Annotated in this window: 24 protein-coding genes; 16 read left to right on the top strand and 8 right to left on the bottom strand. The window is 45.2% G+C overall.

All coding sequences use genetic code 11. From position 1 onward, the window contains the following. Positions 1-6: 6 nt before the first annotated feature. Positions 7-153 carry a hypothetical protein gene (locus tag G3570_RS05425; RefSeq protein WP_165140085.1) on the top strand — a complete coding sequence of 49 codons (147 nt, stop codon included), beginning with the start codon at positions 7-9 and terminating at the stop codon, positions 151-153. A gap of 75 nt (positions 154-228) precedes the next feature. Here the strand turns inward: G3570_RS05425 and G3570_RS05420 are convergent, their stop codons facing one another. Both G3570_RS05420 and G3570_RS05415 read right to left on the bottom strand, forming a co-directional pair. Beyond that, entirely contained in the window at positions 229-1455 is a 1227-nt protein-coding gene (locus G3570_RS05420; protein WP_165140083.1) for an ABC transporter permease, read from the bottom strand. Between the two features lie 2 nt (positions 1456-1457). Beyond that, entirely contained in the window at positions 1458-2699 is a 1242-nt protein-coding gene (locus G3570_RS05415) for an ABC transporter permease (protein ID WP_165140081.1), read from the bottom strand. A 250-nt stretch (positions 2700-2949) separates the two neighbouring features. Between G3570_RS05415 and bshB1 the strand changes: the two genes are divergently transcribed. After that, positions 2950-3696, top strand: a complete 747-nt coding sequence (gene bshB1, locus G3570_RS05410; RefSeq protein ID WP_165140079.1) for a bacillithiol biosynthesis deacetylase BshB1 — start codon at positions 2950-2952, stop codon at positions 3694-3696. A 23-nt stretch (positions 3697-3719) separates the two neighbouring features. On the opposite strand, the gene G3570_RS05405 is transcribed toward bshB1, so the two are convergent. Genes G3570_RS05405 through dnaG form a run of 3 tightly spaced genes read right to left on the bottom strand, consistent with a single transcriptional unit; the run spans position 3720 to position 7720 of the window. Next, positions 3720-4532 carry an inositol monophosphatase family protein gene (locus tag G3570_RS05405; protein WP_165140077.1) on the bottom strand — a complete coding sequence of 271 codons (813 nt, stop codon included), beginning with the start codon at positions 4530-4532 and terminating at the stop codon, positions 3720-3722. Positions 4533-4588: 56 nt separating this feature from the next. After that, positions 4589-5683 carry a site-2 protease family protein gene (locus G3570_RS05400; RefSeq protein WP_165140075.1) on the bottom strand — a complete coding sequence of 365 codons (1095 nt, stop codon included), beginning with the start codon at positions 5681-5683 and terminating at the stop codon, positions 4589-4591. A gap of 12 nt (positions 5684-5695) precedes the next feature. After that, positions 5696-7720 carry a DNA primase gene (gene dnaG / locus G3570_RS05395; RefSeq protein WP_249066725.1) on the bottom strand — a complete coding sequence of 675 codons (2025 nt, stop codon included), beginning with the start codon at positions 7718-7720 and terminating at the stop codon, positions 5696-5698. A 260-nt stretch (positions 7721-7980) separates the two neighbouring features. On the opposite strand from dnaG, the gene sucD reads away from it, so the two are divergent. Together sucD and G3570_RS05385 are read left to right on the top strand one after the other, a co-directional pair. Next, positions 7981-8856, top strand: a complete 876-nt coding sequence (gene sucD / locus G3570_RS05390) for a succinate--CoA ligase subunit alpha (RefSeq protein ID WP_165140073.1) — start codon at positions 7981-7983, stop codon at positions 8854-8856. Between the two features lie 389 nt (positions 8857-9245). Further along, positions 9246-9413, top strand: a complete 168-nt coding sequence (locus G3570_RS05385; protein WP_165140071.1) for a hypothetical protein — start codon at positions 9246-9248, stop codon at positions 9411-9413. Between the two features lie 177 nt (positions 9414-9590). Here G3570_RS05385 and G3570_RS05380 read toward each other — a convergent pair whose 3' ends face one another. Together G3570_RS05380 and G3570_RS05375 are read right to left on the bottom strand one after the other, a co-directional pair. Then, positions 9591-11072: a dihydrolipoyl dehydrogenase family protein gene (locus G3570_RS05380; protein WP_165140069.1), complete on the bottom strand. Its 1482-nt coding sequence runs from the start codon at positions 11070-11072 to the stop codon at positions 9591-9593. Beyond that, the gene (locus G3570_RS05375; RefSeq protein WP_165140067.1) at positions 11065-11418 is read right to left on the bottom strand and encodes an ABC transporter permease; all 354 of its coding nucleotides are present in this window, start codon (positions 11416-11418) and stop codon (positions 11065-11067) included. The genes G3570_RS05380 and G3570_RS05375 overlap by 8 nt, the downstream gene beginning before the upstream one ends. 169 nt (positions 11419-11587) lie before the next feature. Here G3570_RS05375 and G3570_RS05370 point away from each other — a divergent pair, with 169 nt between their 5' ends. The 8 genes from G3570_RS05370 to G3570_RS05335 all read left to right on the top strand — a co-directional run bounded on the left by G3570_RS05370 (position 11588) and on the right by G3570_RS05335 (position 20916). Then, complete coding sequence (locus tag G3570_RS05370; RefSeq protein WP_165140065.1) at positions 11588-11911, top strand: hypothetical protein; 324 nt, start codon at positions 11588-11590, stop codon at positions 11909-11911. 124 nt (positions 11912-12035) lie between these two features. After that, on the top strand, positions 12036-12497 hold the full coding sequence (locus tag G3570_RS05365) for a hypothetical protein (protein WP_165140063.1): 462 nt from the start codon (positions 12036-12038) through the stop codon (positions 12495-12497). 117 nt (positions 12498-12614) lie between these two features. Further along, positions 12615-14792: a TonB-dependent receptor gene (locus G3570_RS05360; RefSeq protein WP_165140061.1), complete on the top strand. Its 2178-nt coding sequence runs from the start codon at positions 12615-12617 to the stop codon at positions 14790-14792. A 35-nt stretch (positions 14793-14827) separates the two neighbouring features. Beyond that, positions 14828-15139, top strand: a complete 312-nt coding sequence (locus tag G3570_RS05355; protein WP_165140059.1) for a hypothetical protein — start codon at positions 14828-14830, stop codon at positions 15137-15139. A gap of 45 nt (positions 15140-15184) precedes the next feature. Continuing rightward, positions 15185-17608, top strand: a complete 2424-nt coding sequence (locus G3570_RS05350) for a TonB-dependent receptor (protein WP_165140057.1) — start codon at positions 15185-15187, stop codon at positions 17606-17608. Positions 17609-17740: 132 nt separating this feature from the next. Beyond that, positions 17741-18901 carry an MFS transporter gene (locus tag G3570_RS05345; RefSeq protein ID WP_346267244.1) on the top strand — a complete coding sequence of 387 codons (1161 nt, stop codon included), beginning with the start codon at positions 17741-17743 and terminating at the stop codon, positions 18899-18901. 284 nt (positions 18902-19185) lie between these two features. Continuing rightward, complete coding sequence (locus G3570_RS05340; RefSeq protein ID WP_165140054.1) at positions 19186-20067, top strand: LEA/WHy family protein; 882 nt, start codon at positions 19186-19188, stop codon at positions 20065-20067. Positions 20068-20448: 381 nt separating this feature from the next. Then, a complete protein-coding gene (locus G3570_RS05335; protein ID WP_165140052.1) occupies positions 20449-20916 on the top strand; it encodes a methylated-DNA--[protein]-cysteine S-methyltransferase in 468 nt (155 codons plus the stop codon). A gap of 27 nt (positions 20917-20943) precedes the next feature. On the opposite strand, the gene G3570_RS05330 is transcribed toward G3570_RS05335, so the two are convergent. Then, positions 20944-22083: a hypothetical protein gene (locus tag G3570_RS05330; protein ID WP_165140050.1), complete on the bottom strand. Its 1140-nt coding sequence runs from the start codon at positions 22081-22083 to the stop codon at positions 20944-20946. Positions 22084-22265: 182 nt separating this feature from the next. Here G3570_RS05330 and G3570_RS05325 point away from each other — a divergent pair, with 182 nt between their 5' ends. From G3570_RS05325 to G3570_RS05310, 4 genes are all read left to right on the top strand, one after another. Further along, positions 22266-23861: an amidohydrolase family protein gene (locus tag G3570_RS05325; RefSeq protein WP_165140048.1), complete on the top strand. Its 1596-nt coding sequence runs from the start codon at positions 22266-22268 to the stop codon at positions 23859-23861. 88 nt (positions 23862-23949) lie between these two features. After that, on the top strand, positions 23950-24426 hold the full coding sequence (locus G3570_RS05320; protein WP_165140046.1) for a hypothetical protein: 477 nt from the start codon (positions 23950-23952) through the stop codon (positions 24424-24426). 10 nt (positions 24427-24436) lie between these two features. Beyond that, positions 24437-25027 carry a PepSY-associated TM helix domain-containing protein gene (locus G3570_RS05315; protein WP_165140044.1) on the top strand — a complete coding sequence of 197 codons (591 nt, stop codon included), beginning with the start codon at positions 24437-24439 and terminating at the stop codon, positions 25025-25027. A 5-nt stretch (positions 25028-25032) separates the two neighbouring features. Further along, entirely contained in the window at positions 25033-25389 is a 357-nt protein-coding gene (locus G3570_RS05310; protein ID WP_165140042.1) for a (2Fe-2S) ferredoxin domain-containing protein, read from the top strand. Positions 25390-25522: the final 133 nt, after the last annotated feature.

Here is a 25522-nt window from a genome sequence, read left to right as displayed (position 1 = left end):
TTGAATATGCAAGATATAGTTGCTTACCTATTGTTGATTGTTGCAGCCGGCTGGCTGGTATGGACATTCCTGATTCCGGGTAAATTGAAGCCTGCCTTCAAAAAGAATGATAAAAACAAAGATGCAGAGACCGGATGTAATTGTAAACATTGATGTCGGGACCATATTCGCTAATAGACTAAACCCTTGGCCGGTAATGCAGAGCTCTAATGAGAGCGCATAACTAGGTTATTCGTAACGCAGGCTTTCGATAGGATCGAGTTGTGCTGCCTTGAATGCAGGATAGACTCCGAATACTATTCCGATAACAAACATCCCGAAAAATCCCATTGTGACCGCCCATATGGGTATCACAGGCTCTGTTTCAATCCAAACAGCCATACCGTTTCCCGCAAGAATACCCAGGGCTATGCCTATGATTCCACCAAGCTGACAGATAAAGATGGCTTCCATCAAGAACTGGGAGACGATAGCTTTTCGTGTGGCCCCAACCGCCTTTCTGATACCGATTTCACGGGTACGCTCTGTAACCGAAACCAGCATGATATTCATCACGCCGATGCCGGCACCGAAAAGGGTAATACCGCCAATTATAAATCCAACCGCGTATAAGATAAAGGTAAACTGGTCGAAAGTACCGGCCAGTGAGTCATTGGTTTCAATCTCGAAATCATTTTCCATGCCGGGCGCTACTTTTCTGATGACGCGCATCACCCCTGTGATTTCGTCCATTGCTGCTTCGAGATACTCCATTGCAGGAGCTTTAGCCTGTATATCGATATTCCGGTTGCCGCCATAGATATTCAGCGCTGTGGTATATGGTATGATGACAATATTATCCAGCGACTGCCCGAATATACTCCCTTTCTCTTCAAGTAATCCGATAACCTGGTACTGCTGTCCCGATACCCGGATGTTTTTACCCAGCGGGTACTCTGTCTGAAAGAGGTCTTCCTGAATGTCGTGACCCAATATTGCAAAGGGACGTGAATACTCAATATCTTCTGAATTCAGGTTTCTACCATCTCTAAGCTCATAGGCATTGTTATCCAGATAATATTCATTACTGCCTACGATCCTTACTGTCGGTTCAGTCTCTTCATCCCCATAAATTACTTTCGTGAAGTCGAATGTTTCATCAGGACTAATATCTTTGGCCAGCCTGAGGCGCTCCTGGAGTTCTTCCGCTGTATCAAATGTGATCCGCTGCCTGTTTCTCAGGCTTCTACGATCGCCATCACCGATCTGCACCGACGGCGTGCGGGAAATATTAATCACGTCTCCGCCCATGATGCTCATGGTATTCTGAAAAAAGTTATCCAGCACAGCCACTGCGGTTGTGGAAACAATAACCGAAAACACCCCGACTACCAGAGCAAGCAAAGTAAGAGAAGAACGGAGCTTATTTGCCTTGAGGGAATCGTATGCCTGGGAAAATGTCTCTTTAATATTCATAATTACTCATACCTGAGTGAATCAATAGGATCTGATTTAGCTGCTTTGTAGGCAGGGATAAATCCAAACACAAGTCCTACTATGGAACAGAGGATGAAGGCTGCAATAACGACGCTAACGTCAATAGTGGCAATGAAAATTTGGTTAATCAGCAGACTCAGTGGATAGGCTATGAGCAGGCCCATCAGGCCGCCCATCAGACACATCACTACCGCCTCAATAAGAAACTGGTAGAGGATCTCCCACGATTTTGCACCGACCGCCTTGCGTATACCGATTTCCTTGGTTCGCTCCCTAACTGAGACAAACATGATATTCATCACCCCAATACCCCCTATCAAGAGCGAGAGCGCCGTCAGCCCTCCTCCAACGGCATAGAGTCCCGCTTTGAATGAAGAGAGCTGGGCCTCAAATGCCTGGGGCTTGTTAATTTCAAAATTGTTGTCTTCTTTGGCATCGAGCTGCCGGACCCTGCGCATGATGCCCTCGATTTCATACTGCCCTTCTTCAAAAGCCTCTTCATTGGGAAACTTCACTGCGATCTGTATTCCGCTTCGGAGTCCAAAAATCTGTCCATAGGCTGTAATTGGCACTGTGGCCCTTCGATCCATATCAGCCAGGCCTAAAAATTTTCCTTGCTTCTCCAGAATACCTATAACCCGAAACTTTTGCCCGCCTACCCTAATAGTCTTGCCCAGTGGATTCTGCTCTTCAAACAGCTTCTCGGCCAGCGTGGCACCCAGCACCGCCACTTTTGATCCGCTGCGCACCTCTTGGGAGGTAAAAATACGTCCCCTTTCAATCGATAACCCGGCAGTGTTAAAGTAATCATCGGTTACACCTGCCAGAAATACTTCTTCGGCACTTTTATCCTCGAAACGGATAGACGTCCCCCGGGCAGCAGCTGCTGAAACATAGGAAGCAAACCGGCTGGCATCTTCTATCTCTTCAATATAACTGAGCCTCATTTCCGGGCGATTGCGGTATTCCCACCACTTGTAGTTGGGACCTCCTCCCCATGGCTGTTTCTCAACATATACCACGTTTTGTCCCATCATGGCCATGCTCTTATCGAATTCTGCATCCATGCCATTGCTGATTGCGTTCATCAGAGTAACCATGACGATACCGATAATAATACAGAGGGTTGTAAGGATAGATCGTGTTTTATTAATACCCAATGCCCCAAGGGATATTTTCAGACCTTCCCAGGTACTGTTAATAAATCGTGAAACTTTAGACATAAGGATTAGTGCCCAAAAGGATTAACATTGCGAAGCTTGGTTTTCTTATCCTGTTTCGGGAGTTTATCGATTGGGCTTCTCAGATCTTACTCTAAATATTTATCCTGACAAATCAATCATTAAAACCCCAAAGTGCTTCGCTTATTCAATTAATATACTACGGAAAACTTAAAATTTGGTTACAAATTAACTTATTTTAAACCCGCTTTTATTCATTGATGCTTTAAGCAAACTACAATTAAATTCTGATATGGAAAATTTAGACGTCCTGGCCCTGGCTGCGCACCCCGACGACACCGAACTTTGCTGTGGCGGTACCCTTGCAAAATTGGTTAAACAAGGCAAAACAGTTGGCGTACTCGACTTCACTAAAGGCGAGATGGGTAGCCGCGGTACCCCTGAGGAACGTATGAAGGAATCGGATCGGGCGTCTGAAATCATCGGCCTGCAGGTTCGTGAAAATCTGGGCCTGCCTGATACCCGTCTGGAAAATATTCGCAGCTACCAACTGAAGATAATTCAGGCTATCCGAAAATACCGGCCGAATGTATGCCTGGTCGGTGCACCTGATGACCGGCATCCCGACCACGGTAATGGAACCCGGCTTGCCCTTGATGCCATTTTTTACAGCGGATTAACAAAAATTGAGACCCAAAATGGGGATGGCGAGGAACAAGAGAGATGGAGACCCTCACACGTCTTGCACTATATGCAGGATCGTCCCTTTGAAGCGGATATTGTAGTAGATATTTCCGATACCTTTGATATTAAAAAAGAAGCGATTCTTGCTTTCGAAACCCAATTCAATGTTTCTGAACCCTCTGATGAACCCGAAACCTATATATCAAGCACTTCCTTTTTTAAAAATATTGAAGCCCGGGCTCGGCATTACGGACACTTGATCGGAGCAACCTATGGAGAGCCATTTAAATATTATAACGGTCCGATACCGCTGAATTCTTTTAATGCCTTCTTTGAAACAAAACCAATGAGATGAGTTAAACGGTAAACGTCTCAAATTCAGCCTTTAATCTCAGCTTCAGTGAAATGCTCACGGATGGCTTTGATTAAAAAGTCATGAATCTCGGGATTCCCTGCTACAATCCGTCTGCCGAAAAGCCAGTTGCTGCCTCCCTGCCAATCGGTGACTTTACCGCCGGCCTCCTGTACCAGTAATCCGGCAGCGCCTACATCCCACGGATTGAGTGCATATTCATAAAACCCGTCAAATCTTCCGGCAGCCACACAACAGAGGTCATAGGAAGCAGCTCCAGGTCTTCGCACTCCCTGAGTTCGGTGCAGCAACCATTCGAAAATTCTCAGGTAGTTCTGCAGTAAGCTTAAATCATTGTAGGGAAAACCGGTCCCGATCATTGAGTATTGTGAATCTTCAATCGAGGAAACGTGAATAGGATCATTATTTAAATAGGCACCCTTACCTTTTATAGCATGAAAATATTCCTGCTTATTAACCTCAAGAATAAGTCCCATGCGTGCTTCCTGTTTTTCCCAAAGAGCTATTGAGACGCAAAATACAGGAAAACCGTGCGCAAAATTGGTTGTACCGTCAATAGGATCTACCAACCAGGTCCGCTCTTCCGGCAGTACCTTCTGAGTAGAGCTTTCTTCGGCCAGAATGCGATCATCCGGAAACGCATCCCTGATGATACTCAGAATCATCTCTTCAGCGGCAAGATCCGCATCGGTTACCAGATCATTTTTCCCTTTGAAATTTATTTCGAAATTGTGGTTGTCACGAAATTCTTTGATAATTTCAGATGCTTTACCAGCCGCTTTTTTGGCAATTTTCAGTTCTTCAGAATATTCAGCCATTACTTTTTTGGTCCTGTCAATAGAGAGTGAAAATTAGTGTTTCAATTAGGCGGGTTTCAATAATTAGGCATGGCTTGGATAGTGATGAATTCGTTTATATTTTCCATATCAATAGAACCAGCTACTTTATCACCGTCCAGAACCGGAAAGAATGAGCGTTTATGTTGACGGATTTTTCGGAATATAGAATTGAGATCCTCGTCAATCTGTACAGATCCGTAATCTTCAGTCATGACTTCCCGAACCGGGGTATCCCTACGATGATTTTGTATGCTATGTATCAATTCATTCTGATACAGCACACCTACCGGCTCATCATTTTCTGCCACAATGAAATTCTTCTCTGCTCCCGATATGATAACATTCACCATATCCTGCAGGGTGTCATTGGGTTCAACTATGGTGATATCGGTCATCATGGCATCTTTTACTTTGTAGCCCTCCAGTAAATCGATGTTCTGTATCATGCTGCTTTCCGCCTGGGCACCGAAAAACACAAATATGGCAATAAGCAAGAGAATGGGATTGTAGAAGATGCCGATAAAAAAGAAAATCATTGCCAAAAACTGTCCGACACCGGATGCGATCTTGGTAGCCATGACCCGGTTCATTTTCATGGAAAGCAGTGCCCGCAAGACCCGTCCCCCATCCATGGGAAACGCCGGGAGCAGGTTAAACAGAACCAGCATGATATTTGCCGAGAACAGATAAAAAAGCATGTTGGATGCCTGAATGGTACTTAAAGCCTGTTCCAACTCCTCCGGTGAACGATTAAGATAATTTTCCAGGGGCACCAGCGGGTAGAGTATCAGCGCAATGGCAACATTCACCAGCGGACCTGCAATAGCTACCAGCAATTCCTGCTTTGGATCTTCCGGCATATCCTCAAGATTGGCCACACCCCCGATGGGTAGCAACGTAATTTTTTCTGTGTTTATCCCGAATCTCCGCGCCGTAAGGGCATGTCCGAATTCATGAAAAACCACGCATAAAAAGAGCAACCCGATAAACGCACTGCTCCACAACATGGAACCAACAGAATTGCCCATAAAGAGTTCACGAAGTACGATCCAAACAATAAGAAGCCAGAAGGTCCAGTGAATCTGAACTTTAATGCCCGCATAGGTTCCCAGTTGCAAAGAGCTTTTCACTGACCCGGTTATTTATTTTTCGTGTTTCATTTTATACTGAAAAACTTTCTCGGATACTTCTTTGGCATGTTCGGAATCGGGATCCGGAAAAAGTTCATCCAGGTGCGACTGCTGCAGCATAGTTCGCTGCCTTCCCGCCTCTTTCATCGCCTTCATCACTTCCCGTCTCTCATCGCCTTCGGCTTTGTTATATCGCTCATAAAGATCAACCTGCAAGCGATCAAGGTGATGAATCTTCAGTGCTTTAAGGGCTCCTTTTGCAGTCAGGTATGGATTCTTATCTCGTTTATACTGTATGCCGATTTTTTCGTGATGGCGCTCGCTTACGGTATGTTCCTCTAGCACGATTTCTCCCACCAGTTTGGGATAGGGATGTTCACGGTCGGCATAGGCTTCTACATTGACAGGTTCTTCTTCCTTGAACCTGTCAATGATGTCCTCATAAAAGGAACGCAGCTCCTTATCTTCAAACTGCTGCTCATTGCAAAGTGAACCGATATAATCGATCATATCCCGTCCGTAAATGAGCATTAGACGGATGAGTTCCTTTTCGTAATTAGGACGCTTTTTGGGAGGTTCCGGTTCGCGTTTCACGGGCTGATTCCGCATTTGATCGTCAAAAGCGCGTGTATGGTGATCGGGAGCCTGCATCTGCTGCTGTTGCTGCTTTGCTTCCCGCTCGGCCTGTCGTTTTTGCCTTCGCTTAGCCCGGTCTTTCTGCTGCTGCAGGTCCTGCAGTATTTTACCAAGTTCCTCAAATAGCGCCCGGTCTCCCACTTTAACCAATCCATTCAGGTGCTGCACATAGGTTTCCCGGGATACCTTATCCGGCATATGAGCTATACTTTCCAGCGCTTCGGATATCACCCTCTTTTTCTGCGAAGGGTCGTCGAGCTTTCCCTCCCGCTGGGCTTTGTGAATCAGGTAGGAAAGAAAATCTTCGGACTCCTCTTTTTTCAAGTCAAGAAACGACTCCTTGCCAAACTGGCGAATAAATGAGTCGGGGTCTTCACCTTCGGGAAGCTCCAACAGCTTGACGTCCATGCCCTCTTCCAGAGCGATATTGATTCCCCGCTTCATGGCTGCTTGTCCGGCAGAGTCTGAATCATAGATCATGGTAATCACTTCACCGTACCTGTGAAGTATTTTCATCTGCTGAGGAGTCAATGAGGTCCCGCTAGAGGCAGCTACATTAAGTATATCATTTTGCTGGAGAGAGATCACATCGGTATAACCTTCAACCAAAATGACTTCATCGGTCTTTCTGATTTCATTCTTGGCAAAATTAACTCCGTAAAGTACCTCACTTTTGTTGTACACTTTGGTCTGGGGAGAGTTGATATATTTTGCCGTTTTCTCATTCCCGAGTACACGTCCTGCAAAAGCAATGACTTTTCCCGATGGATTAAATATCGGAAACATAAGTCGTCCCCTGAAAGTATCATAAAATCCATCCCCCCTTTGGCTGGGTTTGGCCAGCCCGGCTTCGAGCAGGTACTGTTCATTTAAACCGGAATCTATGGCCATGCGGTAGAGCTTATCTCCATCGTTGGGAGCATAGCCCAGGCCGTACTTTTTGATGATTTTATGGTTGTAACCACGATTGACCAGGTACTGGCGGGCATCTTCTGCGGCATCCGATTCCATGAGGTGGCGATGAAAGAATACACCGGCATAGCGCAGGGCGTGGTAAATACCTTCCCGAAGGTGGTGCTCCTCATCAAACTCAGGATCTTCCTCTTTTGGAAGCGATACCCCGTACCGATCAGCTAGGGAACGCATCGCCTCGACGAATCCCACCCCCTCCATATCCATAACAAAATTAAAAACATCTCCAGACTCCCCGCATCCGAAGCACTTGTAGATACCCAGATCAGGCGTAACATGAAAAGAGGGTGTTTTTTCGTCATGAAAAGGACACAGGCCTTTCCAGCTGCGGCCCGACCGTTTCAGTTTGACGTAGTCTCCGACCACCTCGACGATATCAGCCGCCTCTCGAACTTCTTCCTTTTTTTCATCGGGGATCATGGTACTCATAGCTATGAAATGATAACAGAATTCCGGAAGAGATTCACCTACTATTTCTGGAGGTTGGTAGTTGGAAATTGGAAGTTGGATACACCGTGCCGGATTCTGAATTCTGTATTCTTCATGATTGAAAGTACATAAGTAGTAGTAGAACCGATCATCAAAATTTAATCAGGGTAAATCTGTGTTCTCTCTTTGGCAAATCATGCTGATGTGGCTATATTCCGAGCGACTAAGAAACAAGAAATTCAACCTAGAATATTGTCGAAATGAGCGTTCTCGTTGGAAAAGATACTCGATTGGTAGTGCAAGGTATAACCGGAAGCGAAGGCAGCTTTCATACCGAGCAAATGATTGAATACGGCACAAATGTCGTCGGCGGTGTAACACCCGGTAAAGGCGGCCAGAAACATTTGGGGGTTCCTGTTTTTAATACGGTAGCCGATGCAGTGGAACAGGAAGGAGCCAATACTTCCGTAATTTTTGTACCGCCTGCTTTTGCAGGAGATGCTATTTCGGAAGCGGCGTTTGCCGGCATTGAAGTAATCATTTGTATCACAGAGGGAATTCCTGTGAATGACATGATTACAGCCAAGCAAATTGTCAACAGCCATGGAGCAACGCTGGTTGGACCTAATTGTCCCGGTGTTATCACTCCCGGTGAAGCCAAGATCGGTATTATGCCCGGCAGTATTTTCACACCCGGTAATGTCGGACTCATTTCACGTTCCGGTACGCTTACCTATGAAGCAGTTGACCAGCTTACCAAAGAGAATCTTGGACAGAGCACTGCAATTGGAATCGGAGGTGACCCGGTTATCGGTACGACGCACACAGATGCCGTCAAACTTTTCCAGGAAGATCCAGACACCGATGCCATCGTTTTGATCGGTGAAATTGGCGGTAGCGCCGAAGAGGAAGCAGCCGCTTATATTGAAGAGCATGTAAACAAACCGGTTGTAGCCTTTATCGCAGGAAGTACTGCACCTCCGGGCCGAAGGATGGGACATGCCGGCGCCATTATTTCCGGCGGACAGGGTTCTGCCGAAGATAAGAAGAAAGCGCTCAGGGATGCCGGCGTAACCGTGGTAGACAGTCCGGCCGAAATCGGAGTCACTCTGAAGAAGATGATGAAAACCGCCTAAGTTTTGAGGCAATTATTTTAAAGCCTTCTTCCCTTTTTGGGTGGAAGGCTTTTTTATTTTTTGAGGATTTAGTTGGTTTATATAGTGAGATTGAACGTAGAGCGTCCGAGTCTTCGTCGACCGCAAAGCGGATCGATGTGCGGCATATTCAAATAAATTTGTGTCTTAGCCATTGCTCCATGGCGACGCAGGCTGTTCCCGCCAAGCGGTAGATTGGTTAAGATCGAAATATTCCTGATGAGAACTTCCCACTACACTTCAGTATTGGGTCAAGGCATTAGGAACTCTCTCAAATGAGATAAATATATTGTAGTTTTAGGTTGATAAGCAGATTTACCATTACAGGCCCGAAGCAGGTATATAGAACACACTAAATTTAGAATAATACAATGACCATAGCAGCACTCATACTCGGTATGGCGGTCGGTTTCTTCATGTATGCTTTTGTGAATCACAGGTACAACAAGACAAGCTGGATCGACAGCAAGTATATGTTTTGGATAGGTGTTGTTATTCTATGTGTGAGCCTTTTTCTATTCTATAGGGCATACTTCTAAATAGTTGATATAGGAATATACGCAGAGCGTATAGGGCAGCGTCGACCGCAGAGCGGGTAGAAGAGTAAAGAGTAAATATTCGTGGGCGCTTAGCACAGCTGTTAGCAAGTCTAAAAGGCAAAATTTGAAGAGTGGACAAGATTCTTTTAAAAATCTGTGCCGATCTTCGGCAAAACCCTAAACAATGCGGTCGGGATCGCTAAAATCTGGTATCTCACCCCGGTAGCCGAAGACCTTTTTGATGAGTTTAACCTGCCACTCCGACTGGTTCTTGATGTACCACTGGTCAGCCGCACGCCTCGCGCCCAGCCCGTAGGTTGGGTAGGGATGAATGGTATCTGCAAGGTTTCGAAGTGTAATACTATTCTTCATGGCTACGGCATATTCTGAAATCATCTCGCCGGCGTTGGTGCCTACCACAGATACTCCCAAGATCTTGCCATTCCACTTTTTGGCGTGAACCTTAATCATACCTTCTCCTTCCGATTCAGTAACCGCCCGGTCTATTTTATGATATGGGAAACGATAGGTTTCAAACTCCTCTCCTTTTTCCAAAAGCTGTTTTTCCGTAGCTCCTACCTGACCAAGCTCCGGATCGGTGAAGGTGCACCAGGTGATGTGGTCTTTATCCACTTTCATGGGTACTTTTAACAGGGCATTGGTTACGGCTATTTTTGCCGTATGCTCCGACATGTGAGTAAACTGGTATCCACCGGTCACATCACCACAGGCATAGATATGTGATTTGTTCGTCCGGCATTTATCATTTACTTCAATTCCTTTCCTGCTGTAGCTTACCTCTGCAGCTTCCAGATTCAAGGTAGCTACATTTGGAGCACGTCCCGTAGCCATCAACAAGGACGTGCCGGTAATCACCCTCTCTTCTCCACTCTGTGAAAGCCTTACCTCAATATTACCATTCTCTTGTCTGACTGAACCAACCTCTGCTTCGAGAACATACTGTATACCCTCCTCTTTCAGCCTTTGATGCAGCATTTCAGCGAGTTCTGCATCATCATTGACCATGATTCTATCGGCCATATCAATGACCGTAACTTTCGATCCAAGTCTGTTCATTGCCTGGGCCATTTCGGTACCGATCGGTCCGGCTCCGATAATGATGAGGTCCCGGGGGAGCTCTTCTATCTCAAACAGTGATTCATTTGTCAGGTAGTTAGCCTCCTCAATTCCTGAGATAGGTGGTATATACGGGCTCCCACCGGTACAGATGAAGAAATACTTTGAGGTTACCACCTTTGTCTCACCACTTTGAAGCTCAATATTTATGGAATGATTATCGGTAAAGTAGGCCATGCCTTCTACCACATCAATCCCCATCTCCTCATAGATTTCCGGAGCATCAGCCTCCCGGTAAACATCATCTCTGATTTCATGGACATGTTTGATAAGCTTGCTGAAATTGATATCCGGTTCGCTATCAATCAATCCATAGTTACCTGCTTTGCGAATTTGATGTGCTACCTTGGCCGCTTTCAGCAGGGCTTTACTGGGCACGCATCCCGACCAGGTACAGTCACCGCCCAGTCGTTCACGCTCAATCATCATAGTTTTGGCTCCAAAATTTGCAGCAATGCCGGAAGCCGTCAATCCGGCTGAACCCCCTCCGATTACTACAGCATCGTAGTCATAGTTACTCATCAAAAGTAATTTGTTGATCGATTTTTTTGATCTTCTTGTGAACTTTTCGGTAAGTGACTAAAGCACCATAAGTAACCATTATCACCATTATTGCATAAACCCACCAGGGTACATTCTCCCCTTCAATGATGAGATAAATATACGCCGATATAAAAAATAGTACCGCGCTGATAGCAGGAAGTACTATTGAACGATCGGTGCGGTAATTGCGGTACAGCCAGGCCATAGAAGCTGTGAAAAAAGGAATAGCACCTACATAGATAGCACCGTATATAATGGGATTGACCCCGTATTTGGCACCCAAGCCAAAAAACCACTCTTTGGATAAATCAAGTAACTCTACCATGAATGTTAAGATTCGTTATTTCAATATGTAGCTATTCAATATAGCTACATATCTACAGTATTGATATACCAATAGTTGTACTATTTACGTTTATGAAGCTAAAAAATTATTATAAAGTTTAACTTTTGAACGATTGCTATGTTAAAATTATTGGTATAATTTCAGCAAGATGAAACGAAGAAAAATACATATCGTACTTGGTGTTCTGATGCTCATTTTTATGGGCAGCAGTCTTACCTTTTCTACGCTTCATTCCCATCACCATATTCAGTGGCATCATTCCGGTGATTTTACTGACACCGGTAATTGTATTACAACTGATATTTCGATATGTCCGATTTGCGGATATCATATTAAGAATGATTTTCCCAACGCAGCGGATCTTAAAGCAGAACTTGAGTTTGATTCAAAAATAGATACACGGATCGACCTTTTTGTCCCCGACACTCCACTGCGATTCGATGAAGGACGTTCCCCACCTGCTATAGCTTAGCATTGAGATTTAAACATCGGTAAACAGAAACACCTTATCTGGAAGGATATGGTCTAAATCCATATCCATTACCATCCAGAGGCTGTTTCAATCAACTATCCCCAATAATTTAAGTTATAGTACTATGAAACTATTTAACAAATTTTCTACCAATACTCTGCTTATTACACTGGCAGTTCTTCTTATTACTGCAACTGCCTGCAATAATCCTGCAAGTTCAGAGGAAGAAGAGCACCCAGAACCAGCAGGCGTCTTACTTAAGATGAATGGGCAGGAAATTGCACGCTATGAAGATAATTCAGTGACTGGACAAATTGAGGTAAATGCTGGGGAAGAAACTACACTGATCCGCCTCTTCTTTCTGGATGACAGTGGCAATGAATTTCAGCCTGACGAACCAGAGTTGAGTCTGCAATGGAGAGACATCAACACCGCCATCGCAGATGTAGAACAGCATTCCGAAGACGGGAAATGGGCCTTCCATATTCATGGAGAGGCACAGGGAAACACTTCTGTTGTTTTTCAGCTTTTACATGATGGTCATTCCGACTTCGATACCCAACCTATCCCCGTTGTAGTTAATTAATCAACCAGCAGGGAAGATACTTTAAGTTTCTTCCCTGCTTATTTTCATATGCATAAATTCTTTCTCGTTTTACTTTTACTGGTATCGGTTGCTAACCCACTACAAGCATCCGAAAATATGTCCTCTGTCATTCAAGGAGTAAGCTATGACCGTGAGACCGGACAGACTCTGGGTTTTGTTTATCTCTATCTTGAGGAATTGAACCGAACGGCAGTTGCTCACACAGATGGGCATTTCGAGTTTGTCAATGTTCCTGCCGGCACCTATACCCTATCGGCATCCCGCATTGGTTATCGTACAGCGTCGGTACAAATCACCGTACCGCTAAACGATACTTTGAATGTTGAAATAAGGCTCACGCCCTCGGTAATGAGCGGTGAAGCAATTGTTGTAACCGGCAATAAAGATTTCACAGTGGGATCCGAATTGGAGCATGTATCAAAAAGTATTTCCGGAAACAACCTGCGGCGTGACCTCAGCAGTACCCTTGCTAAAACGCTTGAAGATCTTCCCGGTTTGGACTCACGAACGATGGGTTCCGCACCGGCAAGACCGATTATCCGTGGCCTGGGAGGTGAACGGGTACTTATTTTGCAGGATGGAGCACGAACAGGCGATGTCTCTTCCCAATCGGCAGATCATGCCGTTACTGTAGACCCTGTAGCGGCTGAAAAAATTGAGATAGCACGCGGGCCTGCCGCTTTGAAATATGGGGGTAATGCTATCGGGGGCGTGGTAAATGTGGTTCGAAATCAAATAGCCACTTCCATGCCCGATCATGTACACGGTACGGCCAGCATACAGGGAGAATCGGTCAATAGTGGTGGCATCACAGCCCTGCAGGCCGGCTTGCCTATTGGCTCTTTTGCGCTGCAGGCTGACGGAAACCTGCGTACCGGTCAAAACCTACAAACTCCTGCAGGAGAACTTGATAACTCAGACATTCTTTCCACCAATAATGCCCTCGGGCTCAGTTATATCCGTCCCTGGGGCTATGTAGGAAGTGCTTTCAGCATGTATTTGAACAATTATGGCATCCCACCTGACCCGGAGGGGGGACATGCCAACGGGGTAGATATCGAAATGCAAAAGTTCCAGTTTGACGGGAAGTCAGAGATCTTTTTTGAAGATTCCTTTTTCAGGGCTGCTGATATTTCCTATTCGTATAAAAATTATTACCACCGTGAAATTGAACCTGGCGGTGCTATCGGTACCGAGTTCGGTGTTCTAACTTCCAACGCGAGCCTTAATGCCCGTCATGGCAAAAAGGGCATTCTACAGTCAGGAACCATAGGCATTTGGGCCGAAGCCAAAAACTATGCCATTCAGGGTGCCAACACCCCCGATTCTGACGCTTACAGCCTTGCAGCCTACCTAATTGAAGAAAAAGATTTTGGTGCGCTTCACATGGAAGTTGGCGGGCGAATTGAAGCGGTCAATTCGGTACCACTGGAGGATGACCCGGATTCAAGGATAGGAAATATCCGTGAGCGTTCATTTGCAGGTTTATCCAGTTCCATTGCAGCCGTTTATGACTTCGGTTCCGGCGTCTACACCGGTGTTTCTCTAATGCATTCGTATCGCGCTCCTTCCCAGGAAGAACTCTTCTCAGAAGGACCCCACCTGGCCTCATATAGTTATGAAATAGGCAATCCCGATCTGAAGCCGGAACGTGGATTCGGAAAGGAAATCTTCTTGCGTTACAAAGGTCCACTTTTCCAGGCCGAAGTTACAGGGTATCATAATGACTTCTCGAATTATATTTACCCAAGAAACACCGGCCGGCCCAGCCTCCGCTTCCCCACGCTCAATGAATACCAGTTTTTTGGAGCAGATGCACTCCTTTATGGAATTGAGTTTTCAGCTGAATTAGCCTTAAGTAGTAAACTAGCCCTTTCCGGCAGTTTTAATTATACGCACGGCGAACGCGAAGTGACCCAGCAGGAACAACAAGCAGGCGGCCAGACAGAAGACATTCAACCGCTGCCTATGATACCTCCTTTTAAAGGAATGCTCAACCTGACCTACTCGACCGGAAGCATACAGTTTGGATCTCGTTTGAAAGCTGCTGCCAAACAGACACGGACCGGCGACTTTGAAGAACCGACCGATGGTTATGTGGTATTAGACCTGTTTGGTCAGTACCGGTTGCAGCATGGAAGCCTGCTTCACACCTTTTCTTTGCGAGCCGACAACTTGCTAAATGAAAGCTATTTCAACCATCTTTCAAGAATTAAAGAGTTGATGCCCCAACCGGGTCGAAATGTTTCTCTGCTCTATAGGGTTTATTTCTAACAATTAGGTATTGAAAACAAGCTAAATAATACATTTTGCACTTTAAGACCGGCAAAAAAGACACAATCACAATTTTGCTGGTTGGATTATGCCTGAACCTGTCGGCTTTTCACTTTCATTCCCTTCTTGTTTACCCGGATTCCGATAAGGGAAATATCCCCCATCATATTAAAGAAGAACTACCCGTTTGCTTTGCCTGTCAGCACCTTACCGCTGGGATACAGTCGTATAACAGTACCTCAGTTATAACGACAGAGAGTGTCAGAGCCGATCTATTTAGTTCCGTTGAGGCTGAGACCGACTTTACCCCTGCTTCGATTTCAAATAAGTCACCACCGCTTGAGTAGCAATCTCGCCTCACATTAACTTTTCATTTTATAATGCTACTGAAAATGAATAAATCACTGTCTCTACTAACAATTTTTGTACTGCTTGTTTTTATCTCAATTATCTATAACCCTTTAGAGGCCATTGCTAACGAAGGTATTTATAATTTTCAACAAGGAGCTGTTCAAGGTACGGTAACCAATGAAGCCGGTCAGGAGATGCCCGGCGTAAACATTGCTTTCCCACAGCTGAATCGCGGCACTGTTTCCAAGGCTGATGGATCTTATCGTGTTGGAAATATACGAAAGGGTACCTATGTGCTTACCTTCTCTTTTATCGGTTACCAGAGCGTAAACCGGGAAGTAACGATTAAAGCTGATGAAACCACCACCCTAAATGTCACTCTTGAACCAAGGCTCATACAAAGTGAAACTATAACCGTTACAGGTACCCCCTACGCTTCCGATCCACTTACAACACCTGCTGATGTAGACGTACTGTCAGGGGACGCAAAGTTCTCCAAGCAGCAGACATCACTTGGTTCCTCACTAGATGATCTGGCCGGTGTTTCTTCCATCTCAACCGGATCTCAAATGGGCAAGCCTGTAATTCGCGGACTCAGTGGAAGTCAGGTTCGTGTATTGGATGACGGTGTGGCCATGGACTACCAGCAGTATGGGGTTCGCCACGGTCCAAATGTAGATCCTTTTACATCTGAACGTATTGAAGTGGTGCGTGGCGCCGCAAGTGTTCAGTACGGATCCGATGCTCTAGGTGGTGCGGTTAATGTCATTTCGAACTCCATACCTGATGCATTAGACCGTGAGGCATTTATAACCGGGCAGTTGTTATCCGATTACTCCACTAACAACCGTGAACTGGCAGGAGGCATACATCTGGAAGGTGCAAATGCAGGCTGGGGATATACGGGCACCTTGATTCGGCGCTCTGCCGGTAATATGACCGCACCCGATATACCCACGTTTACAGAAACAAATAATACGGAGGCACCCAAGTTTTCGGGGGAATTAGACCACACCGATTACGATCAGCTAAACGGGTCTATTGGGGTGGGCTATACAGGAAGTTTCGGACAGGTTTCCGCAGAATACTCACGCTGGAGCAATGAACACAATTTCCTATTGCCCGACGGCATGGGTCTCGGACAAAACCTAGAAAATGACGTCATACAGCTAAAAGGTAACATAAATCTGGGCAATAATTTTATTCTTAATCCGAAATTCACGTTTTCAGAGAATTTGAGACAGTCGAATCCGGGTGATGCCAATGCGGGGCCAAGAAGTGAACTACCCGAGGAAGGCTTTGCCCACCTGGACATTCTCTTGCAGAGTTATTCGGCAAAAACTGAACTTGAGCACCCCTCTGTCGGACCTTTTCGCGGAACCCTTGGCATTGAATATACATACCAGGATCAGGAGACTCGGGGAGTAGAACCGTTGGTTCCCTCGGCTACAGTTACAAATTTTGCCACTTTCTTATTTGAAAAAGCCGAGCTGGGAAAACTGACTATCTCAACCGGATTTCGATTCGATGCCAGGACGCATGAAGCCGAGCCGAATGAAGCCTTAAACCTGCCCGACATCAGTTCCGGTGAAACCAGCAATGTGCTCGACCAGGAATATTATGAGTTCAGTGGATCATTGGGTGCCACCTATCAATTCAACGAGCAGATGGCAATAGCGGCCAATATCGGACGTGGATTTCGGGCTCCCAGCCTGTTTAACTTGCATGTTGACGGTATTCACGGTGGTGTAGCGGCCTATCAGGTCGGAAATCCTTTCCTGGATTCAGAGAGATCACTTAATACTGACCTCTCCTTAAGATGGCGATCGGAAACAGTAACGGCCAAGATCACAGCTTACAGAAACGTGATTCGAAACTATATTTTTCTGGTTAACTCGGGAGAGTTTTCCGATGGCGGACAAGGGCCGCCCATTCTGGAATCGGTACAGGGAGATGCCAGGCTGTTTGGAGCTAACGCGAATTTTGAGGCACAGCTTAACAACTGGTTGCAGGTAAATGGTACATTTGAGACCGTGACCGGAGAAAATATTGAAGACGATATTCAAAGAGTTGACAAACTTCCACTTTTACCTCCTACAAAATTTTCTGCAGGCATCAAGCTTGTACAAAACAAGATTGGTTTTTTTGAGAGTCCCTTTTTGAGCATTCAGGTTAACCATACCCTGTCAAAAGACGCTGCCGGTCGCTATGAACCTTTCTGGCAGTTTGGAAATGCTCCGCAGTTTTCCGATTTCGGAGTGGCATCCACAGATTCTTATACCTTGTTAAACGCTACCCTGGGCGTCGAGCTCCCAATCTGGAGCCGTCCGGTTTCGGTGCAAATTTCAGCCAGGAATTTATTTAACGAGGCATACCGCAATTTTCTAGATACCTATAAAGGATATGCTCTAAGCCCGGGAAGAAATATCAGCTTTAGGGTTAAGGTTCCATTTACAATTCTTTGAATTAAATAAGCGAAATGTAAGAAGTGAAAAGGCAATAGATAACCAGAGATCACTTATGCTTACTTTTATAATTCGTAGAACAAAGTTGAGTTCTTTTGTTTGAAGGTTTAAAAACAATGGAGAAAACCAAATATCAATAAGAAACCGCTTCTTAAAGATCTAAATCTATACGTTATATTTGGCATCACCCTGACCGCAGTCATGGGTGTTGCCAGTATCGCACCTGCCCTGCCCAAGATGGCACGCGTGCTGGATGTATCGAATGAGCAGATTGGGTTACTTATTACTGCATTTACCCTCCCCGGAATCTTTCTGACCCCCGTGCTTGGTGTGTTCGCTGACCGAATCGGAAGAAAAGCCATATTGGTACCTTCTCTTTTTATTTTCGGGATTGCCGGAACCGCCTGCGCCTTTGCCACTGATTTTACCTGGCTGCTGATTCTACGATTTTTTCAGGGAGTCGGTGGAGCATCCCTTGGGGCGCTGAACGTTACGCTGATCGGTGACCTCTACGAAGGCAACAAGCGTGCAACCGCAATGGGTTATACAGGCAGTGTACTCAGCGTGGGTACGGCGTCCTATCCTGCCATCGGCGGCGGACTTGCACTTCTGGGATGGTATTTCCCCTTTTATCTGTGCCTTGTTGCTATTCCTATCGGCCTATTTGTGATTAAATCCTTGAAAAATCCCGAGCCTGAAAATGGCAAAGACTTAAAAACCTATTTTGGCAAAGTCTGGAACTCCTTGAAATCCAAGAAAGTCATCGGGCTCTTCGCCGCCAATTTTCTGACCTTTATCATGCTTTACGGGGCCTATTTAACATTTTTTCCAATTTTGCTGGATGAGGATTTTGGACAGACCTCCCTTATCATAGGTATCATGCTTTCGGGCTCTTCGGTAGTTACTGCCTTTACTTCTTCACAGCTTGGCAAACTGGCAGGACGGTTTTCAGAGCAGAATCTCATCTTAACAGCATCCCTGCTCTATCTCGGGGTTTTTCTTTCCATCCCAAATATTGAAAACATCTGGTTGCTGGCTATCCCAATCATGGTATTCGGTTTTGCTCAGGGCATTAACATCCCAAGCATATTGAACTTGCTTACATACCAGGCTCCTACAGAGTACAGGGCGGCTTTTTTATCGGTAAACTGGACGGTATTGCGCAGCGGTCAGGCCTTGGGGCCTTTTCTGTTGGGCGTGATTTACGGTCTGGGTGGCGTTGAAGTGACCTTCTACTTTACAGCAGCAGTAGCAGTTATTTTAACCGCTGTGATTGTCACATTGATTAAATAAAAAAATCCCGGGAGTATCCGTCCCGGGATTCTTAATGCTTTAGGTTTCAGCATTTAGGAGTGACTAGTTGACTAACTAGATTAGGGTCTTTATAAGAGAGTAATTTGTGTTTCTATATACAAGAGTCAGAAAGGTATACATTGTTACAAAATATTTTCAGGAAATATTAAAATGCATTTTTAGGGTCCTAGACGCATTTTTTAATTCTTTTATAAGGCTATTGCTGGCTATATTTTAATCATCATTTTAAATAGCATTCTACTGTTAATATCAATCCTTTTACTATGACATTTAGCAATAATCGTACTTTTGCCGCTTTTGGAATCCTGCTGTTAGTTATGATTACCCTGTTCAGTGGTTGCAGTGCGCTGCAGGACTTGGCTAATAGTGTCCAGAAACCCCGGCTATCAGTGACAGATATGAGGGTAAGCGGTTTCAATTTCAATGAGATCGAGCTGACCTACGACATCACCATTGAGAATCCCAATGCACTATCTCTTCAGCTGGATTCCTACAATTATGACTTCAAACTTAATGATAGAACTTTCATTCAAGGTCAGCAGCAAGAAAACTCGACCATCGAAGCTTCAGGTAAAAGCACTTTGAAAGTTCCAGTCACCCTCAACTTCCAAGAGCTCTATCAGGGAATTCAAACTCTAGCCGGTGCCGACCAGGCAGATTACGAATTCTTAAGTGATCTCACATTTGATCTCCCTGTACTCGGATTGACAAAAATTCCGGTTAGCAGAAAAGGCTCCATACCCATGCTGAATAGTCCCAGCATAAGTGTAAACAGCCTTAAAGTGCAGAATCTGAGTCTAAGCCGGGCGGATCTCCTGCTTAATATGGAATTCAATAATCCGAATGCATTTGGTATCGTAATTAACGGTTTTGACTATGGTTTGGATATCAATGGGGACCGGTGGGCTGAGGGAGAGTCCCTGGCAAATACAAGCATAGGTAGCAAGGAGAGCCGGCAGCTATCCATACCCATTTCGTTGAATATTACAGAAATCGGTATCTCTGCCTATAGATTACTGACCGGTACCGGTGAACTAAACTACAGCCTTGATGGAAATTTCAACCTGGGAACAACCCATCCCCTCCTGGACCAGACCAATCTGAAGGTTGACCGGAGTGGGAGCTTACCACTGACCGGGAATTGAAGGCTGAGTTTTAAGTAATATGTCTTAATTATTCCAATTTCATATAAATTAATTATTTATACCAACCTAAGTTTCAGCCGTCCCTATGGGACTTGGTTACGGATTGCTTTTAAACCCACCGTTAAAACGGTGGGCTAAAATCGAAGTATATCGAAGACTCTTCTCCCTTTGGCATGGTTTAGTGTAGACATACTGATGGTTTTAAAATGTCATATAATCTCTCTGAACTTAGCCCACCAATTCATTGGTGGGCTAAAATAAAAACCCAATCGAGTCCCAGCGGGACGGCTGAAAAGAGTTTCCTTAGTAACGGTAAAATTTGATTCCTGATTACCTATCTTGTAAAAAAATATCCGACATTAATAAGCCAACACTAGATGTATGGATAAATACTTTCTGGACACCCCGATTGGATATCTACACTTAATAGCAACTGAAGATGCTTTGGTTGAACTCTCCTATGTGAAACATAAAACACGTCAGCATCCAGCAAAACCTTCATCAGGCATTATAGATAAGACTGTTCAGCAGCTGAGTGAGTATTTCAACGGTGAGCGAAAAGAGTTTAGCCTGCCTCTGGCTCCTGAAGGTACTGACTTCCAGATGGAGGTTTGGAAACAACTGCAGGAAATCCCGTACGGCTCAACCACCACCTATTCCAAGCTTTCACAAAAGATGGAAAATCCCAAAGCTATTCGCGCCATAGGTAGGGCCAACGGACAAAATCCTATTCCCATAATCATCCCCTGCCACCGGGTTATCGGAGCCAATGATAAGCTTGTGGGTTATGCCGGCGGTATTGAAACCAAACGATGGCTGCTGCAGCATGAAGGCGCCTTGTTGCTTTAATCTTAAATAAAACAATCACGTAAAAAGCTAAAACAACCCCTCTTCATTTAGCTTTAGTACCCACATACTGGTAGGTTCATTGAAACTGGAGTGTGTTCCTCCGGTTATCACATAATTCTTCTCCCCGGTGTACTCCACAGCTCTGCCAAAGTTATAAAATTGGTCACCGTGTTTTACTTCCCAGTTGACATTACCCTCACTATCAAGATGCATTAGCCAAAGATCATCATAACCCCCTCCATCCACATTATTCGAACCGGTTAATACAATTCTTCCCATTTCACTCTCTTCGGCATCAAAGAAGAACCGTTTCCCGGGATCATCCGAGCCATATTTCTTATTCCATTCCAGGCTTCCTGAATCCCTGATTTTAAGTGCCCAGCCTTTTCCCTGAAATGTACCTGCCAGAAGATAACCACCGTCTTCCAATTCAATAATATCCCTAATTTCATTGAACACCGCCCCTCCGTAATCTATACTCCACTCTTGGTTCAAATTTGCATCCAATTTGATCAATTTTCTATTGGTAACTTCATCTCCGTTGGTTTCCTTTAGAAGTAATTCTACCAAATATCCATCCTGGTTTTCAAGTATCAGGGTCAACCCGGAAATGGCATAATCACTAAGGTTGGAAATATAACTTTTTTCGTTTTTGACGGTTCCGTCGACAGCTACTTCAAGTACAACGAGACTGTCGTTGCTATCTCCCTGACCGACGGGAACGGCAAAAGTAAACCCATCGCCTGAAACGCTCATATCCAAACCCCTGTGATTGTCGTTTTGAAATATGTTGGACTGTGATTGAACAACCCCGTTGCCATCCATGATCAAGAGGTACAGTACCGAAGATGCGCCTTCGGATGCAAAGCCGGTAACAGCATAATCACCGTTTTCCAGCTGCGCAATTTCTGAAATGGAGATTCCGCCATAACCGGTGATCTGATCCAGGGGATCTATACTCCAAATCACAGATCCGTTTTTGTCGAGCCTGGCTATTTCATTAAAAGAATGAACAAGAAAGTCTCCTTCCTGGTTCTGAATAATGCCATTTCCGGTGTTAAGATCTAACACTTTCTGCCAGGTATCCGGTACGTTATCCCCGCGATCGCAGGAAAGCAGAATTATAGATAGTAAAATGAGAGCAGGTATGTATCGATAGGTTCCCATAATAAAAAGTTGACCATACGAAGTCTAAACATCATCATTTTGTCTCTTCGTATATAAATATTTGGCAATTTAAATTCCATTGGGATCCTCTCATTGGGCATTGTAAAGCGCTTTAAATCTTTTTACTATAGCTTGGCTGTCAAATCATTACCTTATTTTTCTTTTAAACAAACCGCTCTGTGATGCGAAATACCTATAGATTTCTTTTTTCTTTTCTGTTATGCCTGTTCCTTTCCATGAATGCATTTGCCCAGATACAGGAGGCACCGGATCGTAGCGAAGGTGAAGGACCTTTTGAAAGACTTATCATCCGGGGAGTGATGCTGGTTGATGGAACCGGTTCTCCTCCCATGGGTCCTGTGGACGTCGTGGTTGAGGGTAATAAAATTGCATCCGTTCAAAATGTCGGGTACCCCGGTATTCCTATAAATGAAGAGCGTCGCCCTGAAGCAGGTCCCAATTCAAGGGAAATTCAGGCCGAAGGCATGTACCTGCTGCCGGGATTCTTTGACATGCACGCACATACCGGTGGCACGGCCCAGGGAACTCCTGCCGAATACGTTTATAAATTATGGCTTGCTCATGGAATCACCACTATCCGTGAACCGGGTTCATTTAACGGCATGGACTGGACCCTGCGCCAGAAAGAACGCAGCGAAAAGAATGAAATCACGGCTCCCCGTATGGCAGCTTATATCGGTTTTGGGATGGGGCATGACGGTCCGATAACCACCACGGAGCAGGCCCGCAAATGGGTGCGAATGATTCACAAAGAGGGAGCGGACGGAATTAAATTTTTCGGGGCCAGCAAACCCATCTATGCGGCGGCCATAGATGAAGCCAACAAACTGGGCCTGGGTACAATGACACACCATGCACAGACACGCGTGGTCTACAACAATGCCCTGGAATCTGCACGCCTCGGACTCACGAGCGTTACCCATTGGTACGGAGTGCCCGAATCGATGTTTACCGACCAGATTATCCAGGATTACCCGCTGGATTATAACTACAGTAACGAACAGCATCGCTTTGAAGAAGCCGGGAACCTCTGGAAACAGGCTGCTTCTCCCTATTCCGAAAAATGGAATGATGTGATGAATGAGATGATCTCTCTGGATCTTACCATGAATCCGACCTTTACCATTTACGAAGCAAACCGTGACTTATCTGCACAGCGTCGAGCCGAATGGCATGAGAAGTATACACTGCCCTCACTCTGGGAATTTTACCAGCCCAGCCGCATCTCACACGGTTCGTACTGGCTCAACTGGGGAACGGAACAGGAAGTGGCGTGGAAAGAAAACTTTGATCTCTGGTTTACCTTCATCAACGAATACAAAAATCGTGGCGGACGTGTTACCCTTGGCTCTGATGCGGGATATATATTTAAACTATATGGTTTCGGATATATACAGGAGATGGAGTTATTCCGTGAAGCAGGATTTCACCCTCTAGAGGTCTTCCAATCAGCATCCCTAAAAGGGGCTGAAGTGCTGAATATGGATGACCAGCTTGGAACTATTGAAGTAGGCAAGCTTGCGGATATGGTACTTGTGGATGCCAATCCCCTCAAAAATCTGAAAGTACTCTACGGTACAGGTGCCATTCAGGTAAACGATGAGAATAAACCGGTGCGAGTGGGCGGTGTAAAATATACTATCAAAGATGGAATAGTTTATGATGCTAAACAGCTGCTTGAAGACGTTAATGAGATGGTTGAGGAGTCAAAGCAGGAGAAGAATTACCAAATTACACAACCCGGTCAGGATTATTGATACACTTAAACCGTTGTAATTTACGTTAAACTTCTGTTTCCATTTTCAGTATAAACTGCTGTTAATGCAAACTTTTATACATTCTACCATGAAAAAATATCTTGTTACCGCCCTGTTATGCAGCTTTCTGTTACTTTTTAGCAAAGTTAGCTACAGTCAACAATCAGGCGTTGGGCTGGGTGCTATCTTAAACGGCCCTACTGGCCTGAGCGTGAAAGTTTGGCTTAGTGAAGATTTCGCCGTCGACGGAGCATTGGGACTGCAACTAAGTGAAAACTTTCAGTCGGTCTACGTTCATTCTGATTTTCTTTATCACAACAATTCACTGAATGAGGAACTGAATCTGAACAATGCCTCCCTGCGAACCTATTACGGTGCGGGCATTCGTGCCGTTTTTCAGGACTTCAATGATATTGTAGGGCTGCGTCTGCCGATAGGTCTCACCTACTCTCTGACCAATGCCCCATTAGGCACATTCTTTGAATTAGTGCCGACCTTTGATATTGAACCCTCATTCCAATTCTCTTTTGCCGGCGCCATTGGCCTGCGGTACTATTTAAACTGATTTATCTTATATGAGCTGGCATACCCGAAGAGATTTTCGCAAGATTCACCGATGGGGAGCGCTGTTGATAGCCCTCCCTTTTTTGATAGTCTTGATAACCGGCCTGCTTTTGCAGGTAAAGAAAGAGTTTGACTGGATACAGCCTCCTACACAGAAAGGTAGCCTAAGTTATCAAACACCGGAGATCGGTTTTGAACGCATTTTGGCGATTGCCAAATCCGATGAGGAAGCACTAATCAGATCATGGGAAGATATCGACCGGCTGGATATCAGGCCGGACGATGGAATCGTAAAGGTGAGAAGCACCGAAGGCTGGGAGCTTCAGATTGACCTTGGTACCGGCGCTATCCTCTCGTCGATGGAGCGACGATCAGGTGTCATTGAAGCTATACATGACGGCTCATGGTTCCATGACAAGGCCAAACTCTGGATATTCCTGCCCTCAGCTATTATCGTTACTATTCTTTGGATTACCGGTATTTACCTGTTTTTCCTTCCCTATTTTGCCAAATGGCAGAATCGTAAACGGTTGAAAGACCGGAAACAGAAACGCCGCAAGCGTAAAAAGGTTCATGAAGATCTCCTGGAAGAGGTAGGGTAACTCTTATGAATAAGCGTCTACAAAAGAAAGCAGAAGAGCTACATATTGGCTCTATTAAACGTCACATCTTTATTTGTGCCGATCAGACCAAGCCCAAATGCTGCAAATTGGAGATCGGTCTCAAATCGTGGAAATATCTTAAGAAACGATTGAAAGAGCTCGAACTCGATGGACAGGGCGGCATATATCGTACCAAGGCAAACTGCCTGAGAGTCTGTAAAAAAGGACCGGTCGCCGTCGTTTATCCTGAAGGCATCTGGTATCATTCCTGCAAGCCGAAAGTGCTGGAACGCATTATTCAGGAACACCTGATCGGCGGAAACCCGGTAAAGGAGTACATGTTCGCGGAGCAGCCGTTATAATTTAGTCGCGGATTCTCACAGATTATTGAGAACTAAATCTGTGAAGCTCAGTGGCAAAGAGATTCCTTCCGCAGCAGAGCGTCGGAAGGAGTATCAATAAATAGATTCGTGAAAATTCGCGGCTAAATAATTG

It is taken from the genome of Halalkalibaculum roseum (genome assembly GCF_011059145.1).
Classification (GTDB): Bacteria; Bacteroidota; Rhodothermia; order Balneolales; family Balneolaceae; genus Halalkalibaculum; species Halalkalibaculum roseum.
Note: the sequence above shows the minus strand (reverse complement) of the source record. Positions and strands in the feature narration are given on the sequence as shown.